Source organism: Desulfitobacterium sp. (assembly GCF_035539115.1).
Classification (GTDB): domain Bacteria; phylum Bacillota; class Desulfitobacteriia; order Desulfitobacteriales; family Desulfitobacteriaceae; genus Desulfitobacterium_A.
The window spans coordinates 1-22,837 of sequence record NZ_DATLJA010000060.1; the positions used below are offsets into that span (position 1 = coordinate 1).

23 protein-coding genes and 1 pseudogene are annotated in these 22,837 nt (G+C 41.3%); 1 reads left to right on the forward strand and 23 read right to left on the reverse strand.

All coding sequences use genetic code 11. The annotated features are described in order from the left end of the window. Positions 1-470: 470 nt before the first annotated feature. The 16 genes from VM640_RS10795 to VM640_RS10865 form a co-directional block, all read right to left on the reverse strand. The gene (locus VM640_RS10795) at positions 471-959 is read right to left on the reverse strand and encodes a PIN domain-containing protein (protein ID WP_325392069.1); all 489 of its coding nucleotides are present in this window, start codon (positions 957-959) and stop codon (positions 471-473) included. Then, positions 956-1,252, reverse strand: a complete 297-nt coding sequence (locus VM640_RS10800) for a UPF0175 family protein (RefSeq protein WP_325392071.1) — start codon at positions 1,250-1,252, stop codon at positions 956-958. The genes VM640_RS10795 and VM640_RS10800 overlap by 4 nt, the downstream gene beginning before the upstream one ends. A 336-nt stretch (positions 1,253-1,588) precedes the next feature. Continuing rightward, complete coding sequence (locus VM640_RS10805) at positions 1,589-3,244, reverse strand: IS1634 family transposase (protein ID WP_325392073.1); 1,656 nt, start codon at positions 3,242-3,244, stop codon at positions 1,589-1,591. Between the two features lie 307 nt (positions 3,245-3,551). Continuing rightward, positions 3,552-3,959 (reverse strand): hypothetical protein, encoded by a 408-nt coding sequence (locus tag VM640_RS10810; RefSeq protein WP_325392075.1) that lies wholly within the window; start codon positions 3,957-3,959, stop codon positions 3,552-3,554. Positions 3,960-4,372: 413 nt separating this feature from the next. Next, entirely contained in the window at positions 4,373-5,404 is a 1,032-nt protein-coding gene (locus VM640_RS10815; RefSeq protein ID WP_325392077.1) for a DUF7309 domain-containing protein, read from the reverse strand. 42 nt (positions 5,405-5,446) lie between these two features. Then, positions 5,447-5,581 (reverse strand): calcium-binding protein, encoded by a 135-nt coding sequence (locus tag VM640_RS17175; protein ID WP_414647961.1) that lies wholly within the window; start codon positions 5,579-5,581, stop codon positions 5,447-5,449. A 239-nt stretch (positions 5,582-5,820) separates the two neighbouring features. Then, positions 5,821-6,291 (reverse strand): UPF0158 family protein, encoded by a 471-nt coding sequence (locus VM640_RS10820; protein WP_325392079.1) that lies wholly within the window; start codon positions 6,289-6,291, stop codon positions 5,821-5,823. 585 nt (positions 6,292-6,876) lie between these two features. After that, a complete protein-coding gene (locus tag VM640_RS10825; RefSeq protein ID WP_325392111.1) occupies positions 6,877-7,293 on the reverse strand; it encodes a Fic family protein in 417 nt (138 codons plus the stop codon). A gap of 3 nt (positions 7,294-7,296) precedes the next feature. Next, complete coding sequence (locus VM640_RS10830; RefSeq protein WP_325392081.1) at positions 7,297-7,779, reverse strand: Fic/DOC family N-terminal domain-containing protein; 483 nt, start codon at positions 7,777-7,779, stop codon at positions 7,297-7,299. Positions 7,780-7,873: 94 nt separating this feature from the next. Next, a complete protein-coding gene (locus tag VM640_RS10835; RefSeq protein WP_325392083.1) occupies positions 7,874-9,082 on the reverse strand; it encodes an SWIM zinc finger family protein in 1,209 nt (402 codons plus the stop codon). Between the two features lie 65 nt (positions 9,083-9,147). After that, entirely contained in the window at positions 9,148-9,735 is a 588-nt protein-coding gene (locus tag VM640_RS10840) for an RQC-minor-1 family DNA-binding protein (RefSeq protein ID WP_325392085.1), read from the reverse strand. A 57-nt stretch (positions 9,736-9,792) separates the two neighbouring features. Then, entirely contained in the window at positions 9,793-10,662 is an 870-nt protein-coding gene (locus VM640_RS10845) for a hypothetical protein (RefSeq protein ID WP_325392087.1), read from the reverse strand. 96 nt (positions 10,663-10,758) lie between these two features. Next, a complete protein-coding gene (locus VM640_RS10850; RefSeq protein ID WP_325392089.1) occupies positions 10,759-10,914 on the reverse strand; it encodes a hypothetical protein in 156 nt (51 codons plus the stop codon). Positions 10,915-10,949: 35 nt separating this feature from the next. Beyond that, positions 10,950-13,913 (reverse strand): TOTE conflict system archaeo-eukaryotic primase domain-containing protein, encoded by a 2,964-nt coding sequence (locus VM640_RS10855; protein WP_325392091.1) that lies wholly within the window; start codon positions 13,911-13,913, stop codon positions 10,950-10,952. A gap of 334 nt (positions 13,914-14,247) precedes the next feature. Beyond that, positions 14,248-14,961, reverse strand: coding sequence for an HIRAN domain-containing protein (locus VM640_RS10860; RefSeq protein WP_325392093.1), 714 nt, complete (start codon positions 14,959-14,961; stop codon positions 14,248-14,250). A 482-nt stretch (positions 14,962-15,443) separates the two neighbouring features. After that, positions 15,444-15,839, reverse strand: a complete 396-nt coding sequence (locus VM640_RS10865) for a hypothetical protein (protein ID WP_325392095.1) — start codon at positions 15,837-15,839, stop codon at positions 15,444-15,446. Between the two features lie 91 nt (positions 15,840-15,930). On the opposite strand from VM640_RS10865, the pseudogene VM640_RS10870 reads away from it, so the two are divergent. Beyond that, a pseudogene (locus VM640_RS10870) lies at positions 15,931-16,170 on the forward strand (ketopantoate reductase family protein); the annotation flags it as partial. A 250-nt stretch (positions 16,171-16,420) separates the two neighbouring features. Here the strand turns inward: VM640_RS10870 and dmpG are convergent. The 7 genes from dmpG to VM640_RS10905 all read right to left on the reverse strand — a co-directional run. Beyond that, positions 16,421-17,431 carry a 4-hydroxy-2-oxovalerate aldolase gene (dmpG, locus tag VM640_RS10875; RefSeq protein ID WP_325392097.1) on the reverse strand — a complete coding sequence of 337 codons (1,011 nt, stop codon included), beginning with the start codon at positions 17,429-17,431 and terminating at the stop codon, positions 16,421-16,423. Beyond that, positions 17,428-18,318, reverse strand: coding sequence for an acetaldehyde dehydrogenase (acetylating) (locus VM640_RS10880; RefSeq protein ID WP_325392099.1), 891 nt, complete (start codon positions 18,316-18,318; stop codon positions 17,428-17,430). The genes dmpG and VM640_RS10880 overlap by 4 nt, the downstream gene beginning before the upstream one ends. 89 nt (positions 18,319-18,407) lie before the next feature. After that, entirely contained in the window at positions 18,408-19,199 is a 792-nt protein-coding gene (locus VM640_RS10885) for a 2-keto-4-pentenoate hydratase (RefSeq protein WP_325392101.1), read from the reverse strand. Positions 19,200-19,215: 16 nt separating this feature from the next. Further along, positions 19,216-20,511, reverse strand: coding sequence for an MFS transporter (locus tag VM640_RS10890; protein ID WP_325392103.1), 1,296 nt, complete (start codon positions 20,509-20,511; stop codon positions 19,216-19,218). Between the two features lie 126 nt (positions 20,512-20,637). Then, complete coding sequence (locus tag VM640_RS10895; RefSeq protein WP_325392105.1) at positions 20,638-21,462, reverse strand: alpha/beta fold hydrolase; 825 nt, start codon at positions 21,460-21,462, stop codon at positions 20,638-20,640. Between the two features lie 178 nt (positions 21,463-21,640). Then, positions 21,641-22,405 (reverse strand): IclR family transcriptional regulator, encoded by a 765-nt coding sequence (locus VM640_RS10900; RefSeq protein WP_325392107.1) that lies wholly within the window; start codon positions 22,403-22,405, stop codon positions 21,641-21,643. 150 nt (positions 22,406-22,555) lie between these two features. Next, on the reverse strand, positions 22,556-22,837 hold a 282-nt coding region (locus VM640_RS10905; protein ID WP_325392109.1), incomplete at its 5' end, for an FCD domain-containing protein.

The following is a 22,837-nucleotide window of genomic DNA, read 5'->3' on the forward strand; positions in this document are numbered from 1 at the left end:
ACCTCACCACCTTGTGTTAATATCGCCATTTTCGATGGATGATCCAGATAATATTATCCATAAGATGGTAAAATGAATTTATAACAGTCTACAGAGGAAAAATAGGTTACAATTTCAAAGACTTTTTGCACTGAAATCAATAATAACTTATGTATTTCATTTTGAAAGCGTTTATCGAAATATATATTTTAAAAATGTGACTTATTTATATATAGTCAGCTTCAATCACTTTATTTGATTTATGCCTCCCGTAACACCTTCATTAGCTTGTGTCAAGTCTTACATAAAAAATAAATGACCTCCCGCAACATTTCCGATAATTGCAGATGGTCAGCTATGCATAAAGCGATCTTCTTTTACTATTGATAGAATAGTCGTCGTTAATACCAAAGTTTTATATAGTGCTGTGCATTGCCCATCAGCCCAACTGCACAGACGGGAGAGTAAAAAAATAGGTTCGCAGTTCCGGCTCAAATTAAATCATCAAGTATTCTTTGTAGCAGGGTAGGCGATATTCTAAAATCGACGTTCATTAGCTCTGTTATATCGGATTTAAAATCTTTGATTATACCCTTCTTATAAGCAATTCTCAGTATGCCAAGAGTACCTATGATGTTTAAATCAAATTGTTTTGCTTTATTTCGTGCGTGGAGATCATCAAGAATGACTTCCTTTATACCAATTTCAGATGCTCCAATAATAACTTGAACTTCTCCTGGATGCAAACGACCTGAAAGAGCCTTTACCGCCAACTCATTCTGCACATTGAATTGGATAATTTGCCCTTTTGTAACAAAATGAGCAATCTGCGAAGCGGTATCATCAGTTTTGTGTGACAGCACAGTTTCCTCATATACAGCATAAGGAATGTATACCTTATTGAATATCTGGGTTAGTACATCCAGCCTGCCTAGCTTACTCAGAAATATCAGCGGGCTGGAATTTGATACAATACTCATACACTAGGCCTCTCGCTTTCGTGGTTGGACATAAATTTCAGGTCATCTTCATACATTTCCTCTGTATATTCAACAGCCGGAATATTCAAATGGTTAAGGATATTGATAAATTCTGATAAAGACTTGCCTGCAAGTTGGGCTGCCTTTCCAAGACTAATATCTTTGGATACGAAGAGACCTATGGAAAGGTTGAGTTTTAGTTTATCCTCAAGGGTTTTGCCCTCTATATGCAATGCGTTTATCTCCAATAACACATCCTCAGGCAGATACATGTTGACCGCTATCTGATTCATAATTTTTCACCATCCTTTTAACTTTTTTAATCATTCCACAATTTGAATTATTTTTATTATGATTTAATTCTATGTGCTGCTCATTGCGATGGTGCAAGTCATTGATTATTTCCATTATAACACAATTCAAACTGGAACAAGTATGAAAAATGGCTGAACAATTTTAGCCTCTGTCAAGATAGGGCAAAAAATTATTGCTGATCATTCTCTCAATTCAAGTTTCTTTTAATTTATACAGCCACTTTAGCTCGGGTTCGACAGTCTGTAGGCACAAGAAGTGCCCCAATCCCTTGCAGTGCATGGGATAGAGGCACTTGTGGATAACTTGTCGTGTATCTACGCTTTTGCACCCTTTTTAAGGGTAATATCCAGTATTTTCGTGGGTTCCGGGACTTGGAGCAAGAAAAGAATTCTCTTTTGACTCTCGGTTAGCTCTGTTCTTTGAAAGACTTTTCCATCCACAGATTCGTATTTAATGAGGTGCATAGCATCCAATTCTGAACGCAATGGGGGCCAGGTTTGTAGCGTGTTAACTTCTGCGACTCTCACAAGAAGCAGGGCTAACCAACATAAGAGAACATGCGCACGAATTCGTTCTTCTTTTCGATGGTACACTGGGCGCAACTCCAACGTCGTTTTCAAGGTTCGAAAGGCTCTTTCCACTTCAAGGAGCTGCTTGTAGCCTAAAGCAATGTCTTCTGTGGAAAGCGTATCATCCGAAGTTCGGATGAGGTATTTCCCATCCAGATGCTCCATCGCTTTAACCGCTTGAGGATCAATTTTTAAATTCCCCTTGGAGTCCATTTTAAGATACTTCTTGAGCGTGATATGGGTGTTGAGATGGCAATGGGCTTTGGTATGGGCGTTTCCATCCAGTTCCTTTAATCGAGCGAGTTCCGCTTTTAACTTCTCTAAATGCTTTTCACGCTTTGCTGCGTCACGTCGAGCCTCAGCGGGATTGCGAACGAGCACATAGCGATTTCGAGCTTCTCCATTACCGACAACGACTTCCTTGACTTCCAAGTTCTCTCGAACACTACGGAAGCGGCCGGGATGAGATAAGGCCTTTTCAACGTCCGGCTTTCCAGCGGACAGTCGTTCACCGACAATATAATGCCCACCCGCTTGTTGCAGCGTCCGCAGATTGAGCTCAGAAGAGAAACCCCGATCCGCTACGGTAATCACTCGGCCGAGCTTCCAACCCACGAGATCTCTCTTCACCTCGGGAATTACCGACATATCCGAGGTGTTTCCAGGCCACGACCAACAGCGTATGGGAATCCCGTCCCGTGTAACGGCCAAACCAATCACGATTTGGGGAAGATCCGGCCGACTATCCTTCGAGTGACCTGGAAGCTTAAACTCCTCGTCATCCCACTCATCCATTTCAAAATAAGTCGAGGTCGTATCGAAGAAGAGAAGGTCAACTTCCAAATTGAAGAGGTCCGCAACGGCATTGAAAATCTCATGCTGGAGTTCTTCCTCGGATTCCAAAAGAAAATCCATCGCTCGATAGCAATGCTGAACGTCGAGTTCACTGAGCCCAGGAATCGCTACTTTCTTGTCAATCCACTCTTCCAGACCTAATTTACTCGAAGGGGCTAACGCCCGATTAGCGACCATCGCAAAGATGACGCGCTCCATTTCCACTCTGAACTCACGATCTTTCAAACGTTTTCCGAGGATCTTATCGATCCCAATCCGACGCCAAAGTCCGTCAAGAAACCAAGTTCCGCCCATAGGGCGACTAGAGATGAACCGTAGCTCGGAGGTTTTTTCATCGAAGAGAGTTGGCTCCTCACCGAGGAAGCGCTGAATACTCCGAGAAAGACGCCTGAGTCCATCCATATCCAGCTCATCCAACCGTCCGAAACTATGAATCACCTCTGCCTGCGGCGTACCCGTCTTCGGATTACGGACATTATGAGCTAACTGGACATATTTAATGACACTATTATCTTTGTTTTTTCGAGAACTTACACGAATATACATAATTATATTTTACCACTGTGTATCTACTCAATCAATATATATTCAAAGAATATTTAGAGTTATCCACAGTTTCGTGTGCCTACGCTTTTAAAGTTATTCACTTGTGGATAACCCCTCAAATCCGCATGGTTAGTGGATCTCATTTTTTTCCATGTGCCTAAAATGCGATTTGACTGTCGAACCCGAGTTTAGGACTATTCTCCAAGAATTTCGGTCGGCATGACCATTCCCCTGTTTCCTGATTTTGTCCATGTTTGTAATGATACTATCCTTTGGAAATATTCAAACCTACGAGGTCCTTTAACTCTTATTCATTTATAAGTTTGGTTGATCCAATGGTTAAATTAAAAATATTTTCTTGCTCTGTAATCACATAATCAACAACAAACCTTCTATCATTCTTAAAAAGAGAATCTTTCCTAGAAATCAAATAATCATAGATTTCATTAAACTCATCCTCTATTTGTTTATCCTTGACTAATCTTTTTATAATGCTATCTTTTTGTTTTTCTCTATCCTCCATTGGAAATAATGATATGTTCCAAACAAGAATCCCAAATTGTATCATGCTTTTATTCATTTCATCATTATCAATTCTTTCAGATAGAGGTTTTACAAATTCAAGGATAACAGCTGACAATTTATTTGCACTGGGTAAGTTATTTTTATTTAATCTCTTTTTCTTTTTCTTTTTCTTTTTCTTAATAACTGACATACTTACCTCCGTTTATTATGTCTTTGAAGTACCTTCAGCAAGGTGAAACATATTATTCTATTCTTAATAAGTTACCAAATTCCTTCAAGAAAAACGCGATAAAAAGAAAAAAAGACGTTTATTCTATTCACTACGTCTAATAAATCTACGAGCTTCCTCTCCCCACTTTTATCCGGTTTAGTCTTTTGAATTTCCAAGAAACCAAAACTCCCGAATCCCTCAGTACCATTATTCCGACCTTACCAGAGACACCCAATCTACCAACATTTCATGAAAGCCACAGGGTGTTTGGACTGCTTAATATGTAGCGGTGGGACTGGTGGTCAAGGTATTATTGCTGACCAGTCTTCAGGATTCCCTTGGCATGGATGCATAAAAGATTATGTTTGCTGCTCATGAAAAATTTGCCCTCTTCACCGCTCACTGTCATGGATGTTCACAAACTGATCAAACACTCCGTTACGAAATTCCTCGGCATATTCGAGTTGTTCAACCATCTCAATCGGTAACCCAAGCTGTTTGCACACATCCAAGTAAAGATAATAGGTTTCCACCCTTGCTACAAGCAACTTAGTTGGCATATTTTGTTCGCTAAAGTCTACGAATCTGTCTACACACTTGTATCCTTCTTCCTGAATGTCCTTCATCATTTCGAAGGAAACGACCAGACCGCTGTGATGGTCAAGGAGTACACCTACTTTCGGGAAATAGGGCCTAGCGTTTTCTCTGACTGGAGTTGGAACATAAAAAGTATCCGCTTCTAATATCAGATTTTGCTTGGGTTTAAAGGTCTTAAGTTTTTTAAGCCGGATTTCATCCTGGATATGGAAGGAAACGAACTCCGGCTCGTCAGGCTCTGCCGTTATATATTTGTCTTCCCATTCCCCGGATTTCCGGCAAACTCTTATTAAGAAAGTAAAAGGTGTTTCATGATCTAGAATCTCCTTGCCGCTCCGACAACACAAAGCCACCTCCAGAGCTTGTCTCAAAATATGTGTTAGAAAACGACATTGGATCGCACTGATAAACCTGGGTACAAAACCCGGCTCATGATATCTGAAAAGCGGCCATTCATTTCTACCTCGGAATTTCAAACCCATTTCTTTGATATTTTTTAAATCTTCTGCCGATAGGAGTGATCTGTCTTCAAAAGAACACATCAGGCACTTTTGGATAAACATGCTTTCGGAACTCTCTGCGTCAATTTCTCCGGATAGCAGTTCAAGTATCCCACTTAAGCCTTCAGTCCCAAGATATCCAGCAACAGCAAAATGCTCTCCACCATTGCCCATGATGCAGCAATAAGCAGTCTCCCTAGTTTCAGGGTCTACCACTCCAAAAATATCATCTTCATACATCCATTCCCAACAGGCCGAGCGTTTGAAATCTACTGCGGCTTGGTATAATGAGTTCCATTCTTCTCTGGTCGGTTTTGCTTGGTTCACGTTGCTTTTCTCCTTCCTGTAGGACACTCAGAACGATCATTTTTAAAGATTACTAAACCACAAGTTATAATCATGAACCAATTGATAGTTCTTGCTGTTCTTTTCGACTAATTCCAGCAGGCATAGGAAAAACATATATTGTTTTCGACCTTTTCGTGCTTTTACAACTATGCGTATAAATCAAAAAAACTGTCTATCCCTATATCCTTAAGAATATCTCCCTCTTCCAAAGGACCCAGCGCATCAATAATTTCAGTTTCAAATGGAAACTGAAGGTTTTCTTATCATTGCAAAAACTGTCTTCGGGGAATCGACGTTTACGGATGGCTTGACCACTTTCCTAGTATTATTTGATAGGGTTAAGTGATCTTGGCGCACTGTCAGACTTCGGAGAACGAAGTTCACTTCGCAACAACTTATTTATAGTCAATTTCATGAAATTCGCACCATTCGCAGACAATTTCACATAGTGTCTCATATTTGTACGAATCCCATTCTTTTTCTATCCCATGCTTAATGATCACATCTCTGAAGCGACGAAACGCGCCTTTACCATCAATTGAGTGACACAGCTTATTTCGCAGTTTGTCATCTTCTTGAGAATAACAAAAGTTTTCCATAATCCGATATTCGTTAACTTCTTCCCGATCGGGCAGTTCAACATAATCGCCCCAGTTTTCCACCACGTCCACTGCCTCGCGAATAGCATCCTGCTCCCAGTCCTCATATTCACTAAAATCATCATCATCTTCGGATTCTTCGGCAATGCTTAAATACTCCATTTGAATTTCGACGATATCACCTGTCTTTTTGTTCAAATAATGGTTCCATCCATCCATGAAGAAATCCAGTCTATCGACAATTTCTTTCAAGCTGACTGGCTTCATATCTTGATCACCTTTTCCTTTCCCTAACTTGCCTGCAACTCTACACAGATCATAACCCACTTAAACCATTTAGAGAATTCTTAAAAGGCAGTTCCGTATTCCCCACCTCACCTAAACACCCAATCCAGCAACATTCTATTAAGGCCGCCGGATGTTTGTACTGCTTTATTGAGAACGTTACTAAAATGGGACTAACTGACTACCCCTTTGAAATATTTTAGTTACAACAGTCGTACCCTTGTGATACTCTTTTCACCGTATTTCTCATTAACTGACCTTGGTGAGAGTTTCATTATCCCTTTGCGGCGCAGAAATAAGATACACTGGCTTCAACCATTTTGCTGACCTCAGCAAAATGGTCGTCAATGTCATATCCAATCAAATATCTTTACGTAATCCTCATATATAAAATGCCGGTGCCTTGATTGGTTGTTCGCCTGTTTCAATATTCCACAGCCAACCATAGCTTCTACGACTTTTGCCACCGTATTAAAAGAAGAGTTTAATTCATTGGCAACGGATGGTATCTTTAGAATGGGATTTTTTTCAATATACTTATACACCAGCAAAGCATTCTTTGATGCCTTACCGAGTACCATTATTTTTTCTATATCTTATAGCAATAAAGCTTTCTATCTGTTTTATAGAGTTGTCTGCCGCTACGATTATAGCTTTGATAAAAAATTTCACCCACTGTGCATAGTTTCCGTTGAGCTGTGTGCTTGAAAGCCTATCAAAATATTCAGCCTTATCATGGAAGAGATCATATGACAGTGAGATAACCGGTTTTGATAACACTTTATTTTGCAATAGCATCAACATGGCAAGTATTCTCCCAACTCTGCCGTTTCCTTTTTCAAACGGGTGGATTATTTCAAATTGGTAATGAACAAGTGCAGACTTTATGAGTACATCAATGTTGTCGTCTGCTGTCATAAATTTTTCAAAGTCATCTAAAGCCGATTCCAGATCTTCCGGCGCAGTGGGATTGTACTCTTGTATATTTTAGGAAACATAGGGCTTTAGAAAAATTTGCGTTTCTCTAAACTTTCCAATATTCTTGCAGCCGCTATCCTTCAATGCGATGCCTTGTATTTCAGATATTAGTTGATTTGATACTGTTTTCCTCTGAGCGTACTGCATAGCCGTCACGCAGTTTATTATTGCCATCGCATTTTTACTTTTCTCGTTGTTAGAATCAAGGATATCATAAAAAGGTGTAGTTATCCCATCAATTTGGCAGGATAAATGGGCCTCTTTTTTCATGAGCAAGTTTATATATGTGTCAATATCTAGTATGTACCTTGAAATGCCTTCAAGGATACCCAGAAGCCTGTGCGCTTGCGAAATCAGCATCATCATGTGCTCATCCATCGGCAGCACGTTATCTGTCAAGCTGCAAAGTGGTTTAGGAGTAAAAGTATAATAACTCCTTGAATCGTATTTTCTGGATATCTGAAATTCGTAATTTCCTGAATGATTAAACATAAACATGCTCCTAGATCATTTTATAATCATCATAGCATGTTAAATTCATTTTTCAAGACTGGATGCCTTTCTTACCACGTTACTACGGGAAGATTTAGTTCTGGCTTACCAGTCCTCGCAGGCTTTTATCCTTGTCCTCCCCATCAAGGGTAAGCTTGATGACATAGTCATAATCCTTTTTGTTCATAGCGCTTTTGATTGCCATTTCCCTAAAGTTGGAGTATTGAAGGTTATTTTCAATAAATTCCTGTGCCTTTTTCTGCCCGTCATGTTTCTCAACCAAATGATATCGGATGAGATTAACTCGCTCAGCTAAGTAATTGACACCCCATGAATCTCCTTTTTCATTTTCCAGCATTAAGCTTAAATAATTTTCCAATTTGCCTCGTAAATCCGAAGTGTCAGCAAGCTCTGAACAGCTTTCCAAAAGGTCTATTCTCCAATCAGTCCAACCATTGTATTGTCGATGGGACGCTTCTTCGATCAGTTTATTAAACAAAGTTTCTTTATGAATTGGTTTTAGTTCTTTATCCCCACTCATTTCATCAATAAATGCTAAGCTTTCCTCAATTACTCCACCGATTACACCGTCTGAGTCATCTGCGCCTTGAAGTAAATCCATCATCTCCTGGATTACACATAGGCTAAGCTGTAAAGCCTGCACTGGCTTATTCTTTTCTAAAGCAAAATGGGCCTTTTCCAGCATCAGATCCGCACCCCTGACCGCTTCACCGGTATCTCTGTACGCTACAAATCCATGTCTGTCTGAATTGTTATTGATATAGGTACGAATCAGCGCAATGGCCTTGGATAGTTCAGCCTCATCATTTCCATCATCAAAATTCAGTTCAATTCGCCGCTTGATTTCTTCATATTCGTTAACGATATCCAGCAAAAATTCAACCAGTTCCTCTTTGGTTCTGTCAGATAGTATCTTCTCGATATTAGGCGCTTTTCTTTTTTTCGGAACTTTAAGTATGGATTCTGAATCCCCACTATCTTGGGATATCTGGTTATATTCCTTGGATAGATTGTTTTTCATATCCCGTACAGCAAGAAATGCTGCTACCTGATGCTTGCAATAATCGCCCATATCATAGGGACAATCGCATTGGGTATCGGTGATGTTCGCCTGATCATCAAGTTCGACCTCCACCGTGTAGAGCTCAGTGCCTTCAACCTCGGCCTCAAAGACATTCTCCTCAGTTTCTTCAACTGACGTTACATAATTATTCTCGTAGTAGTCATAGCCCCTTGCCAGTATCTTTTTCTCGATATAGTTTTCAAAGTTTTTAAGATTCATTGTTACCACCCTCGTACTATCTTCTCAGGCTTGAGTTTAATCTTTTTAAGTAGGATTAGATTGTGTTAAAATATAGTTCCCTCTTTCAGCAGATAATCAATGACCCTCTGAATTTCAGCCTGCACTTTTTTGAATTCAATTTCCTTCCAGACTTTCAGGATTGGTATATACATAGCATTGCCGGTCTGTTTGATTTTCTCAAGGAACAGTATAATCATTCCTCTGTTCCTGTCCTTCAACTCCTGAACAAAGCTGTAGTCTTTATCTTCCAGAAGTCGTTCAAACGTTTGTAATAACTCCTCTGCATAGGTTTCCCTCTCAATTTCCCAGCCTATTTTTGAGAAAACAATCATTGGCAGCCTGTCCGTGTATTCTATTTCAAGGTAGCCTTTCTTGATCATCCAATCGATCCGATGAGTTATTTCCTGTAAGGTCTGTTCCCTAAAGTATCCATACACCGGACATTGATCCAGTCCATGCTCCATCACTTTTTTATCTTTAGAGCCCTTCAGAATCTTTGCTAACATACTCCGGCCCCCGGTTGCTATAAGTTCATCAGCCGCACGAAGTATCACCTTTATTTCTTCAGTTGTTAAGCTTCTAATATCCCTGCTGTCAAGTTCATAGCGTACCCTTGGTTTATTTCTACTCATAATTGAACCTGCTCCACTTTTCCATACTTTTTATTATGTTCATAGAAATTAAGATAGTCAGAATGGTAAGTCATCAATATCTGTCTGTAGCTCCATGTCTTCTTCGCATTCTTCCTCTTTAGAATAAGCTGGAGCAAAAAATTCCTGAAAACCCCAATAAAGCTCTTCTACCTTTTCTGGCAGATAAACATGCGTTCCACTTGTTTTCTGAATTGTGCCATTAGAATAATAAACCTCGACATTCCATGTGATTGTCTCTGGTTCTACATTATCAATTTCTTTTTCAATATCTATCATGCATTCTTCAAAGCAATCAAATTCGTCAGAATATATTTGATCATCACCAAGCACATTAAAGCTGTTATCATTCTGGCCGTAATCTTGCTCCCATTCGAATATTTCGAGAGAATGTACTATCCATTTCAGGAATTTAGCCATATCGATATCTAACATAAATTTTTCCTGTCTGCTTGCAGGAGAGCCGTCACTCGCAAACTCCGTTTGAACAATGTTATTACTCACTTTATCTGCTTCGAACAGTTTGGCATTTTGTACATCGCGCAGCTCTTCATAAACCTTGGAATGTATCCTGAAACTCAACTTGTTGATATGAAGCTGCTTTTTCCTATTATTTCGCTCCGCGTGTGGATACAAAAGCCTATATATCTCCTGAGCAGCCGATTTAACTTCTTCACGCTGATCATGAAGTCTGTTTTCAAGCCAGCTCTTTTCTGCCGGGCTAAGCTTTCTGAAGGGCATGTTAAAAATTCTATTCAAGGTTATATCTGCAGCTTGCTCAGTTGGAGACTTTTTACTGCATCTTCTACATATATGATTTGCATGACCCTTACCCGAAAAGCTCTCATTCGATTTATATTCAGAACAAATTTTGCAGTAATGGCCACTTCTGCGTTTTTTCTTTGACATTTCTCTCTCCAATATTTCTAGTTTCTACCCACCAAATGTTACACATCCCATTATTTCTTGCCCTGACTCAACCGCTCGCTCTTGCTGACATTTGTATCAATCAGTACGTTCATATTTCTTTAGCCTTTCCTCTCTTGACTGTTCTAAAGAGATATCATTAGAGAGGGAACTAAAAAACGACTTCATAATTTTCACCTTGTCTTCTTTTAAAGAAGTGAGTTTTGCAATACCCTTTCCATTCTTGCTAAGCATTCAAACCACCCCTTAAATCAATAGTTGTAGGACTGTTATTTATCCATGTTCAATATTAATTCATTAGCAATGTTAGGGCTATCCAGTCGCATGATACTTTCTTCAGCACTACCAAAACTCAAAAGATTGATACTCCCATACCATACGATTCGTTGGTCAATGACGGCATATTTTTGGTGTATATTCGATTTGAAAACTAAACTTACTCCAGCAGCTTGCAATAAGTCCAAGGTCCCCTGCAGAGCACTCGTATCCTTGTCTTTGAAATATCCAATGGGCCGGGTTATCACGATGACTTTCACCTTATTTTCTAAAGCAATTTTCAGGTGTTGCATCATTTGTAGAGTACGCTTCTTGGTAACAAAGGAGCTTACAATCAGAATTTCTCTGGCGGCATTGATAATATCATTAGTATAAACCGATAAGAAATTGCTCTTATCAAAAATTACATCAATTGACTCTGGTGCACTACTTTCTCCTTTTGCTTTATACCCAATGGTAGCATACCCGTTAAGCCGTTTATGGTACATCCGTTCAAGCATCCTTACATGAATATCTACATAATCATAGATTTGTACTTCTTTTTTATTGGCAAAGAGTCTGTGAAGCCTTCCTGCATATTGTTGCAAGGTGCCTTTCCAAGATATTGGCATCACTAAAAATAAAGTGTCAAGGCGTGGTTCGTCAAAGCCCTCCCCAATGTATTTGCCGGTGGCAACTAAGGTTAACGGCTTGTCAGCGGGTGTCTCTGCTATTTGCGTCATGATCTCCCTAGTTCGTTTTACTCCCATTCCACCCGTTAAAGAGATTACTTGGGGAATTCTCTCACGCAACTTTTTGGCAAGCAATTCGACATGCGCCGTTCTCTCAGTTAATACCAGGCAGTTTCTACCACTCTCAAAGCTTCGAACGATATCCTCTGTGATCAGTTGATTCCTACACTCATTAACCACAATTTCAGAATACAGCTCTTGAATCGATACATCCTTTTCGTTCTTATCTAGAGGGACTCTGAGCGACGTGAATCTTGGTATGACATAGTGCTCAAAGGGTCTTTTGTCTGCCTGTTTTTTGGTATCATCTTTAAATCGTATGGAACCACATTGCATAAATATGATCGGATGATGCCCATCTTTTCGTATAGGCGTTGCCGTTAATCCATAAACATATTTTGCATTAGAACTCTTAAGTATCGTCTCAAAGCTGAACGCTGATATATGATGACATTCATCCATAATAATCATGCCATAGTTTTTCACGCAATCCTTCACTTCACCCAGTCTGTTCAATGATTGCATAACAGCTATATCTATGATTCCGCTCAAGTTATTCTTTCCTGCTCCCAATTGCCCTATCGTACTATTTGCCTTTTTTCTCCCTCTCTTTTTGACTTCAATTGTGACTGGCAGGATTTCCTTTATTGTCAAGAATTCCGTTAATCTATTTTTCCATTGGGTCACCAAATTTACTTTATCAACAATAATAAGCGTATTAACTCTTCTCTCAGCGATTAGCTTTATAGCAACAACAGTTTTCCCAAAAGCGGTAGTTCCAGAGAGCACTCCATTATCATGTTTGAGCAATTGATCAAGTGCCAGTGGTTGTTCATCCCTCAAACTGCCGTTAAATTCTACATCGATGCTTCTGCCAGGATTGGTTTTCTCAATAAATTCAGGTTCAATCTTTAGTTCTGTAAAAAAGGCCCTTACATCCGCTTCGCACCCTCTTGGCAGGCAGAGATAGTCTTCTGTTTCATCAGAACACGATATTATTCTTGGTATTTTATTTTTATAGTTTGGCATTCTCATGGCCTGGGCCTTATAAAATTCCGGATTATTGAAAGCCGCCAACCGTTTTAAATGATTTAAGGCTCTATGAGAAATGCCTGTTTTCAAGATGAATAACATATTTGCTTTGACAATTTTAATTGTCTGAGAAAAGTCATCCTCTGAAAGTTTGATAGTGTTTTTTGTTTCCCAAGGTTTTTGTGGTTCTTCTTGATCATCTCTTTTCAAGATTCCAAGTTCATTTCCATTGCAAATTTTTGATATGAGACTTTCGACTTCATCTTCAGAGAGCTTTCGCAGGGTTGTCATGAATGCCCATTGATCATTATACGGTTCAAAATTGGCATCGATAAAAACGCTGTTATTATTAATCCTTGCTGCTTTTTGCAAGGGCAACGCAATCAAGTTGCCCAAACCGCCCCTTGGCATAGTATCCTGATTAGGAAAAAACCTGTCATACGATTTAAAGGTAATTTCATGCCTTTTGTTCATGGCGTAGGTAAGTAGTGCGCTTCCGAGTTTTCTGGCTAACGTTGCAGCTATAGGGCTTTCAAAGAATATCCAGGCATGGGCTCCATTTCCTGACCTGGAGCGTTCAATAGCTATCGGCAAATCAAATTCTAAGCATACTTCTCTAAACTGGGAAATATCCTTCTGCCACTCTCCATCATCAAAGTCAATGGCTAAAAAGTAACAGGTTTCATCAAGGCCTAGAGGATATATTCCCACAACTAAATTGCCACGCCCTCGCAAATGATCGTCAATAACCTTTTCATCCAAACGGGCATAGGCCGTATTGGAACAAGCAGTGCATTTCACCTTTGGTTTTCTGCATAGCTCTGATTTCCATTCATTTAAACAGCACGGTATATATCCATCCGTCCCCTTCTTTTTGTTTTCAAACCGTTTAGCATAAACATCTTCCCGACCTTTAAAGAGTGACCTAAATAACATTATCTTTTCCTTGGGATCAGACATGCCGTTGACGTTTAATTGCAAAGTCTCACCTTCTGATCCACGATTAGATGCTTCTGTAAATGTAGTAAGTGTCGGAAATAAGCTATCCACATTAGTATTATCAGAACGGCCATAAGGAATAGCCCGATGTTCAGAAACACCGAGCTTAGTATTTAAAGTTTCTAATTCTTCTTTTAGGTTGCTGTTTTCGAGCAACACTGCTTGATACTTTTCAAGCAGTTCTTCAAAGGTCATAATGCCACCCTTTTATTTCCTTAACCTAATCACTAAGCCTTGCAGCTCAGGGTTCAATCTGTATAAACCCTTTTCCAATAATATACCATAATTTAGAGCTTGTAGTCTTATTGTCTAATTTCAGTTATGACCCTCACATCTGATACCCAGGATACCAGTCCACCTTTCCTGATCCACCTGATGTCCACTGAGCAAGTCATCAATTTTGCCAAGACAATTCCCCTATGAATAAAACGGCCCACCGTGGTACGCATTGTTAAGAGGCGTGGTGGGATCTGTTACATGCAGGGAAATCGTTCTAGCAACGGGGGCCTTTTCCAACCCGAACGCTAGGTCAGACGAAAGTAGTGCTAATTATTTTGATCGTCAACTCTACCTTAATACATTCTACACATCCTGTATCTTTAGTTACCTCAATCACTCTGCAGGTTATCACTGTTTCATTGCCGATTAGTTGGCTAACTCCTTGTGCATAATAACGTGGTAAGTAGCCGAGTAATGTTCCTGCCCTATTAGTTATTTTAATGGCATATTCATCCTGCATATTTTCCGGTTCTAGAATCAATCTTAATTCTTCATTTAATTTTACATCATGAGATTTTTTGCAATCTGTACCCTCACAACCAAGGTAATATCTAGAACCAGCCAAGAAAAATTGCCTTACAATTTTTCCCGACTCAAAGTCAAAAATAGGGTCAATAAACTCAAGATTATCGATGGGTAACCTAGCGCCACTTCTCTTGAGAAGCTTATAGGCATCGTACTCAGCTAAACCGTATTTATTAAGAATGGCTTCAATGCCCTTTCTCTTTGGATCTGGCAATCTACTCGCGAAAACAGGAAATAGCTTGTCGCCTTTATATAACTTATCAATTTCCGGAAAAGCAATGAGCAATTCAAATCCATCTTCTATGGCCTCGTGAACCTCATTATTGTATGTAAATTCAAATTGACCATTTTTAGATAACTCACCAACAAGATATCTTCTTCTTGATTTTGGTTCTTTCCAAATAAGTAAAAGATAATCTCTACCATCTTCAACAGACATTTTACGCCTCCTCTCTTCCAATTATCTCAGCCATTAATTTAACCTTTTCAAGTAAAAATAGTTTTATTAACCTCTTTCTATCTTCACTTAATAGAGTCTGTTACAAAAAGGTTTAGTGATAAAAACACCTGTTCGTGATAAAAAAATAATTACACCTCTGTCCATTGTGCGGTAAAATAAAGGTGACGAAACCCAATTATCACACAGGAAGAGGTGTAAATCTTGCATAATCAACTAAACATATTCTCACCCCTCTATTATAGCACGTTAGGTTTTGATGCGGAACTCATTGATTATGTTTCTTTCATTAACGATGAGGAAATTCGATCGCTATTCCCACGACCAACCCTTATTGATCCGCGGGGGCGCAAGCCTTGGGATGTGGTTACTTTGTTTCGTATGCATATTCTCTACTTCACTCGACCCGAATTTACTTCATTTCGCCAAATGTGTAGGGAGTTAGCCAAGCCTAAACATCAGGATTATCGTAATTTTCTCGAGATAGATGGAGCCAAAGTACCAAGCCTCCTTAAGTCGGTTTCGTGCCCAGCTTGGGATTGAAGATGAAAAAATAAACGAACTGTCCAAACCCTTTCTACGCCAGGCCCCCTACATAATACCGAAAATAGTCCTCCCAGCGTCCGATCATCGGTGTCTTGTCGATGGTGCCGTGCAAGAAGAATATAACGTGCATAAACGATGGTCGTATCTAAATAACGCTGATTCGTGGGTTTAGCCATACCGTTGACATCCAAAAAGTTAAAGTTCTTCTTAAAACCAGAGTTTCTTAGAAGGTGTAGAACTTTAAATTCCTTAAATGCCGGTTGAATCTCATTTGGCAGTTGATTTTTCTGTTCCTTCTGCGCTATCATTATCATATAGAAGACACCTCTCTTTTCTGCGTAGTAGTGAGTTCTTGTCAAATTCACTATACCAAATAAATGATGTGTTTTCTATTGTCAACAGGCACTTTCTGAAAAAGAAGGCATCAATTTGACGGAAGAGGATTTGAACTATTGGTTGAGCGTATTGGAACCGTTGAATCCAGAAGGCAGGCCCTCAATGCGTCAGGATATGGTAGAAAAACGTCACAGCGAGGTGGAGTTATTCGCCGGCACGGTGTTGGAACTCGGCCAGAAATATGGTGTCCCGACACCAGTAAACCAAGCGCTGTATGATAGAATTACAACGATAGAACGCCAATTCTAATTACGCTATTATCACCCTGTCCAAAGATCAAATATGATCCGTTTGGGAATAAAGCTGATCGAAATAGCATTCGCTGGTCAATTTCTACGGCATCCCATCTCATTTCAGTTATAAGACGAGGATTCAGATTAGACCAAAAGGAGCTGGTATCCGCAGACAACGGACTATCAGCTCCTTAGCATTCGCTAATTTTATAAACGCTCAAACCCTAGCATTTTGATTCCCTATTGAATCAGGATCAAGGATGGTCTTACAGCGTTTCCTTAACCTCCAAAGCGACATCCATGATCATATCTTCCTGTCCACCCACGACTTTCCGTTTTCCCAGTTCGATCAAAATATCCCGGGGATCTAAGCCATACTTGCTGGCAGCCCGAAAGGTATGCAGCATAAAGCTGGAGTACACACCGGCATACCCTAACGATAAAGCTGCTTTATCAATGACCTGTGGTCGCTGCATCAGAGGACGAACGATGTCTTCCGCTGCATCCATAACAGCATATAAATCCACTCCGGTTTCATAACCCAATTTATTTAAAACAGCGACAAGAACCTCGGTTGGGGTATTGCCGGCACCGGCTCCCATTCCAGCCAGACAGCCATCCACAACCTCCGCTCCTTCTTCTATGGCTGAAACGGTATTTCCGATGGCCAATCCCAGATTGTTATGGGCATGAAAACCCACTTGAACCGAAAGGTTCTGCTTTAAAAGGCTCACCTTTTTCTTCACATCATCTGGAAGCATAGCCCCAGCCGAGTCCACAACATACACCACATCAGTCCCGTAAGACTCCATGAGTTTTGCCTGTTCCAGTACCTTTTGGGCCGGCACTATATGGGATAACATCAGAAAGCCGATCACTTCCATACCGATTTCTTTAGCCAGTTTTATATGTTGAGCTGAGATATCGGCCTCAGTCACATGCGTGGCGATGCGGGCTACTCTGGAGCCTTCTTGATAGGCCATTTCCAAATCTTCTTTAATGCCGATGCCAGGCAACAAGAGCACTGCCAACTTGCTCCCCCCGATCACCCTGGCCGCAGCCTGCAAAGCCTCTTGATCGGTAAGCTTGCTAAAACCATATTGGATTGAGGAACCTCCCAAGCCATCCCCATGGGTGACTTCGATCGTATCAACTTTGGCTTTGGCCAGGGCTTGCGTAATGGCCGCAATCTGCTCTGCACTATATTGATGCGCCATGGAATGACTTCCATCACGAAGGGTTGTATCGACAATCCGTATTTTCTTCTTTGTTGTCATTGCTTTTTCCTCCTCGTATTCAGTATTTTCCGGGCCATGGCCTCGCCTGCGGCTAAGGCTGCAGAAGTCATGATATCCAAGTTGCCGGCGTATTTCGGCAGAAAGTCTCCCGCCCCTTCGACTTCCACCATGATGGTGATCTGACGATCTTCAAACACTGGGGGATGTTTGAGGCGATACCCTGGAACATAATTTTTAACCGTTCTGACCATATCCTCAATGGAAGCAACGATGGCTTCTTTATCAGGGTCCTGTTCGAGGACAATGTAGATTGTGTTACGATTGAGAATTGGGGGATCAGCGGGATTTAAGATGATAATGGATTTAGAACGCTTTGCTCCTCCGATAACTCTAACACCCTTGGAGGTCGTATCGGTAAATTCATCAATGTTTGCTCGGGTGCCGGGACCGGCGCTTTTACTGGGAATCGTGCTGACGGTTTCGCCGTAAGCGACCTCAGCCACCCTTGACACGGCATAAACCATAGGTATCGTCCCCTGACCGCCGCATGTGACCATATTGATGTTCTGTTCACTCATACTTTCCATGTTCATGTCAACGGCCGGCACAACATAGGGTCCCACCGCTGCTGGGGTAAGATCAATGGCAATCATTCCGGCTTCCTTGAGCAAAGGAGCATGCTTTAAATGGGCTCCTGCGCTGGTCGCGTCAAACACAATTTTAATGGATGGATCAGACAAAATTGCTTGGATCCCTTCGGCAGACGTCGGTATGCCCATTTTCTGCGCCCGCAGGATTCCTTCAGATTGAGGATCAATGCCGGCAAACATCCCAACTTGCAAATTCGTGCTTTTCTTAGAAATCTTCATTAATAGATCGGTTCCTATATTCCCTGTCCCTAGAATTCCGACTTTAATTGGCAACATACTCATCCTCTCTTATGAATTAGAATTTCACTTAAATACCTGGCTGTCCGGAAATTAAACGGCTATTTCGACCATCTTCTCGGCGGCTATTATTTCTGTACACCAAAGGAAATGCATACTTCTCCCAGACGGTCAAATTGTACCCGGAAATAGTCACCAGGTTTGGCTTCTACAGCTGCTGTCACTGCGCCGGACAATATCACATCGCCTTTTCTAAGCGGAGTGTTAAATTCATTCATTTTATTAGCCAACCAAGCTACACAGTTAGCCGGATGCCCCATTACCGCCGCACCTGCGCCGGTATTGGCAATGACACCATTCCGTTCCAGCACCATGCCCACAAGGCGTAAATCAATGTCTCTCACAGAACTCGTTGTGTTGCCAAGAACATACGCCCCAAAAGACGCATTGTCACCAACGGTATCGGACAATTTGATTTGCCAATTGCGAATTCTACTGTCTACCACTTCAATGGCTGCGGTAACATAGGCAGTGGCATCCAGAACATCCCGCGCAGTAATGTGCTTCCCTGTCAGGTCATTTTGCAATACAAAGGCAATTTCGGCTTCCACTTTGGGTTGAATGAGCAGTTCAGCGGGTATTTCATCGCCTGAGTTAAACGCCAGATGATCCAAAAGACTGCCAAAGTCAGGCTCAAAAACTCCAAACATACTCTGCATGGCCTTGCTAGTTAAGCCAATCTTTTTACCTGTCACTTTATTGCCCTGAGCGGCAAATTGCTTAAGGGTATGCACTTGGATGTAGTATGCATCTTCTACCGTAATATCTGGGAAACGTTCGCTAAGCGGTGCTCCCACCTCACGAGTTTTGCTAGCTTGAAACAATTCCATGCCCAATATCTGTCGCAAATTCTGTTCCATAGCTAATCTTCCTCCCTTATATTTTCTTTAATGTTAATATTAACATGCAAACGGCACCAAGCCCACCCATTACCACCAAGAACATAAGGCCGCCCACATAGGAACCCGTCATTTTAATAATATAGCCTATAATGGTCGGGATAAATGATGAACCAATACTGCCAACACCATTCATAATACCAGCTGCCGAACCGGTGGATGAAGACGACACGATGTTTTGCATGACTGTCCAATACGAGGCCAAACCGATACCAATAAAGCCGATGGCTGCGGACATGAGATAAGCACTGGTGAGATTATCAGCCACATTGGCTCCCAGGAAAATGCAGATAGCTGCTCCACTTAAAGCAATCATGGGGAAAATGGTCTTCCTGCTTGACCTGTCCGCAATGAAAGCAACGATAATGACTGTGAACGTACCTAAAATAAAGGGCAAGGATGATAGGGAGCCCATTTGCGCCCAAGAAAAATTGCGCGCCACTTTCAAGTACGACGGCAGCCAAGACATGGTTCCCCAGAACATACATGCTGAAGCCAAGAAGCTGAAAGTAACCATCCAAAATTGATAATCTAGATAAAATTTTTTATTTGCTCCACTAACTGTGGTAATTCTAATGGCATAAGCATCACTCTCTGCTTTCAGTCCGCTTTCAATATAATCCAATTCCTGCTTGTTGACTAACCGGCTTTGCCGCGGATGGTCAGCTGTCAAAAACCAAAGAAGTAATATAGGAATGATACTAATAGAAGTTAGGATAAAGAAGCTAGTCCGCCAACCGGAGCTACCGACAATAATGGAAAAAAACGGCATAGATATGGCTGGACCAACCATGATAGCCACGTTCCAGGCGGAATTGGCCTTCACTCGTTCATTAGGTGGAAACCAATTCTTAACGAATGAACTTTGCATCGGCCAGTGCATGCCTTCGCCGAGACCTAGCACAACTCGGATGGCAATCATCACGCCGAACGATCCAGCCAGACCACCTATAGCACTCGATACGGCCCACAACAAAATTGACAGCGTCATGGCTTTGCGTGGCCCCAACTTATCGCCAATAGGACCGGTAATGATATTAGAAATACCATAGGCAAATAAGAAAACGCTCATCAACAGACCCATTTTAACGGGTTCTCCGGCGATCCCCATATCGTGCAGAAACTTGGGATCAGCCACTAACACGGAGACATTCACCCGGTCCAAGTACGAAACCAACAACGTGATAAAAAGTATACCTGCTAGCACAACACGTATATGGGTTGGTTTCTCAGAGGTGGTCTCGGTGGATATTTTTGTCACATTTGTATCCATTACTTTATCCCTCCTTGTTTATTTTAAAGCCTCCCGGTATTCGCCGAGGCAGTTGGTACAAGGGTTTCCTTGCACCAACGACGTCGGGACACACTACGACTTCTTGCCCATTTACTCCGCTGGCAATTAGCGGCCCAAGAACTCATGGACCACATTGGCAAACGGTACTGTCTTTTCAATTTGCGTCCAGTGCCCGCAGTGTGAAAACACATGAAGTTCAGCGTTTGGCAAAATATTTGCTAATCGCCAGCTTGTTTCAAAAATGGGAATGATTTGGTCTTCTCTACCATGGATGCACAAAGTAGGAAGAGTAATCTGTCGAAGCTGTTCTTCCGAAAGTGCCATGTCCTCCACACATTGCTGGCGTGGTGCGGGGAACATCGCCGAAAAAGACTCCTGGTAACCGGGCTGAATGCTTGCCTTATAGCGCATTTCGGCCAAACCATCTTGATCGGCGATCGCTTGATTGGATACAAAGGTTCGTAACATTTTCTGCATGTTTTCCACACTGGGAGTATATCCCCACACATCATCCAGTCCCTTTGTGAGAGGGAAAGATATCCCCACGCTCCCCATCAAAATGAGCTTATTGATGAGATCCGGTCGCTGGTGAGCCAAATGGAGAGCCAAACCACCACCCATGGAATTGCCCACAATGGATACCTTTTTGAGTCCCAGACTCTCAATGAAACCAACTATCTGCTTGATCCAGATATCCATACCATAGGTGATACCCTCCGGTCTGTCGGTGTCGCCGAAACCGACGACATCTGGTGCATAAAGATGATAGTGTTTCGATAAGATGGGAAATACCAGTCTCCAATTGGCCCAAGCGGACACTCCTGGACCCGAACCGTGAATCAAAATAACGGGTTCTCCTTGGCCGTCCTCATGGTAATGGGTATTGATACCTGCTGCTTCGATAAACAATCCTTTTCCAACGTCTTCCATTGTGTTTCCTCCTTTAATTAAGATCATATTTAGTCTTCCTAGATATGATCTTAATTGGGAGCGAGTAATCGCACAATCCCATTGTTCCGCTATATGCAACAATTGAAACTTTTCAAAAAATAGCAAAAAAAAAGTAGCCGACGCTACCCTGCTGATATACTCTACCAATTATTTTAAACTAACCTATCCGACGCGTGATTTCCATCGCCGCACTTTTTACTTTATTGACAATTGCTAAACGAATAGGATTCATCCTAGAAATCGGGCCAATAACAGTCACAGCATAATTGACTCTGTTGGTATAATCCCAGATTGGCGCTGCAATCGACATTAGCCCCTCCAGGAGTTCCTCAATGCTGAACGCATATTTTTGCAACCTGATCGTATTGAGAGCAGTCCGAAATTCATCAGGATTGATTATGGTATTAGCTGTATACTGCTCCAGTCCCCTGTCAATGAGTTGATCTATCACTGTTTTATTCTGATAGGCAAGCATTACTTTCCCGGAACTTGTGCAGTGAACAGGATTCCTGCGCCCTATGTGCGACAACATTCGCACCGGATGCTTGCATTCAACGATATTCAAATAAACTACATCCATACCTGCCAGCGTAGCAATATGGGCGGTTTCCCCAATGTCATCAACCAGGTGTTGCAAAACGGGCAGCGATTCCCGGTTGATTTCAAGCTTTGAAGTCATAACAGTATTTAAATGCAGGATGGATAACCCTAAAGAATATTGCTGTGTCTCATGGTCTTTCATAACAAATCCTTCGCTGGCAAGTGTCGTCAATAAGCGGCTAACCGTACTTTTCCCTAGTCCTAACTCCGCAGCCAGGGCTGTGACTCTTTTTTCAGGCTCAACCAAGGAAAAACTACGCAAAATACGCAGTGCATTCTTCACTGATGAGAGCAGATGCTCATCATATGCATTGGTATTCATAAAAGCCTCCCTTCCGCCCCTTCTGTGTAGCACAAACGCAAATGAAAAGTGTTAGTGCGCCGGGGGGCTTTAGTATGCGTTGGGCGCAAGACAAATCAACGACTACAAAGTGATGGTAAACAGAAATTACTGACGTTTAGTCATTCCCAATTACCGTTCGTGTTCAGTAATCATATTAACAAAATCGTCCGTACATTTGCGCAGATGACTCTCGACTAACCTTCGAGCCATACCGGCCTCTCGGTTTTTCATCATCTTAACAATTTCTCCATGTTCTTGAACAGAAATATTACATCTTGAGAAAACAAAATCACCGCTTATAGAAAGATAAATCGTATTCTCATAAAAATTATTCGTAAGTTCTATGAGATGGGGCATCTTACTTAATTCAATAATTTTCATATGAAATCTTTTATTCGCTTCAGCATATTT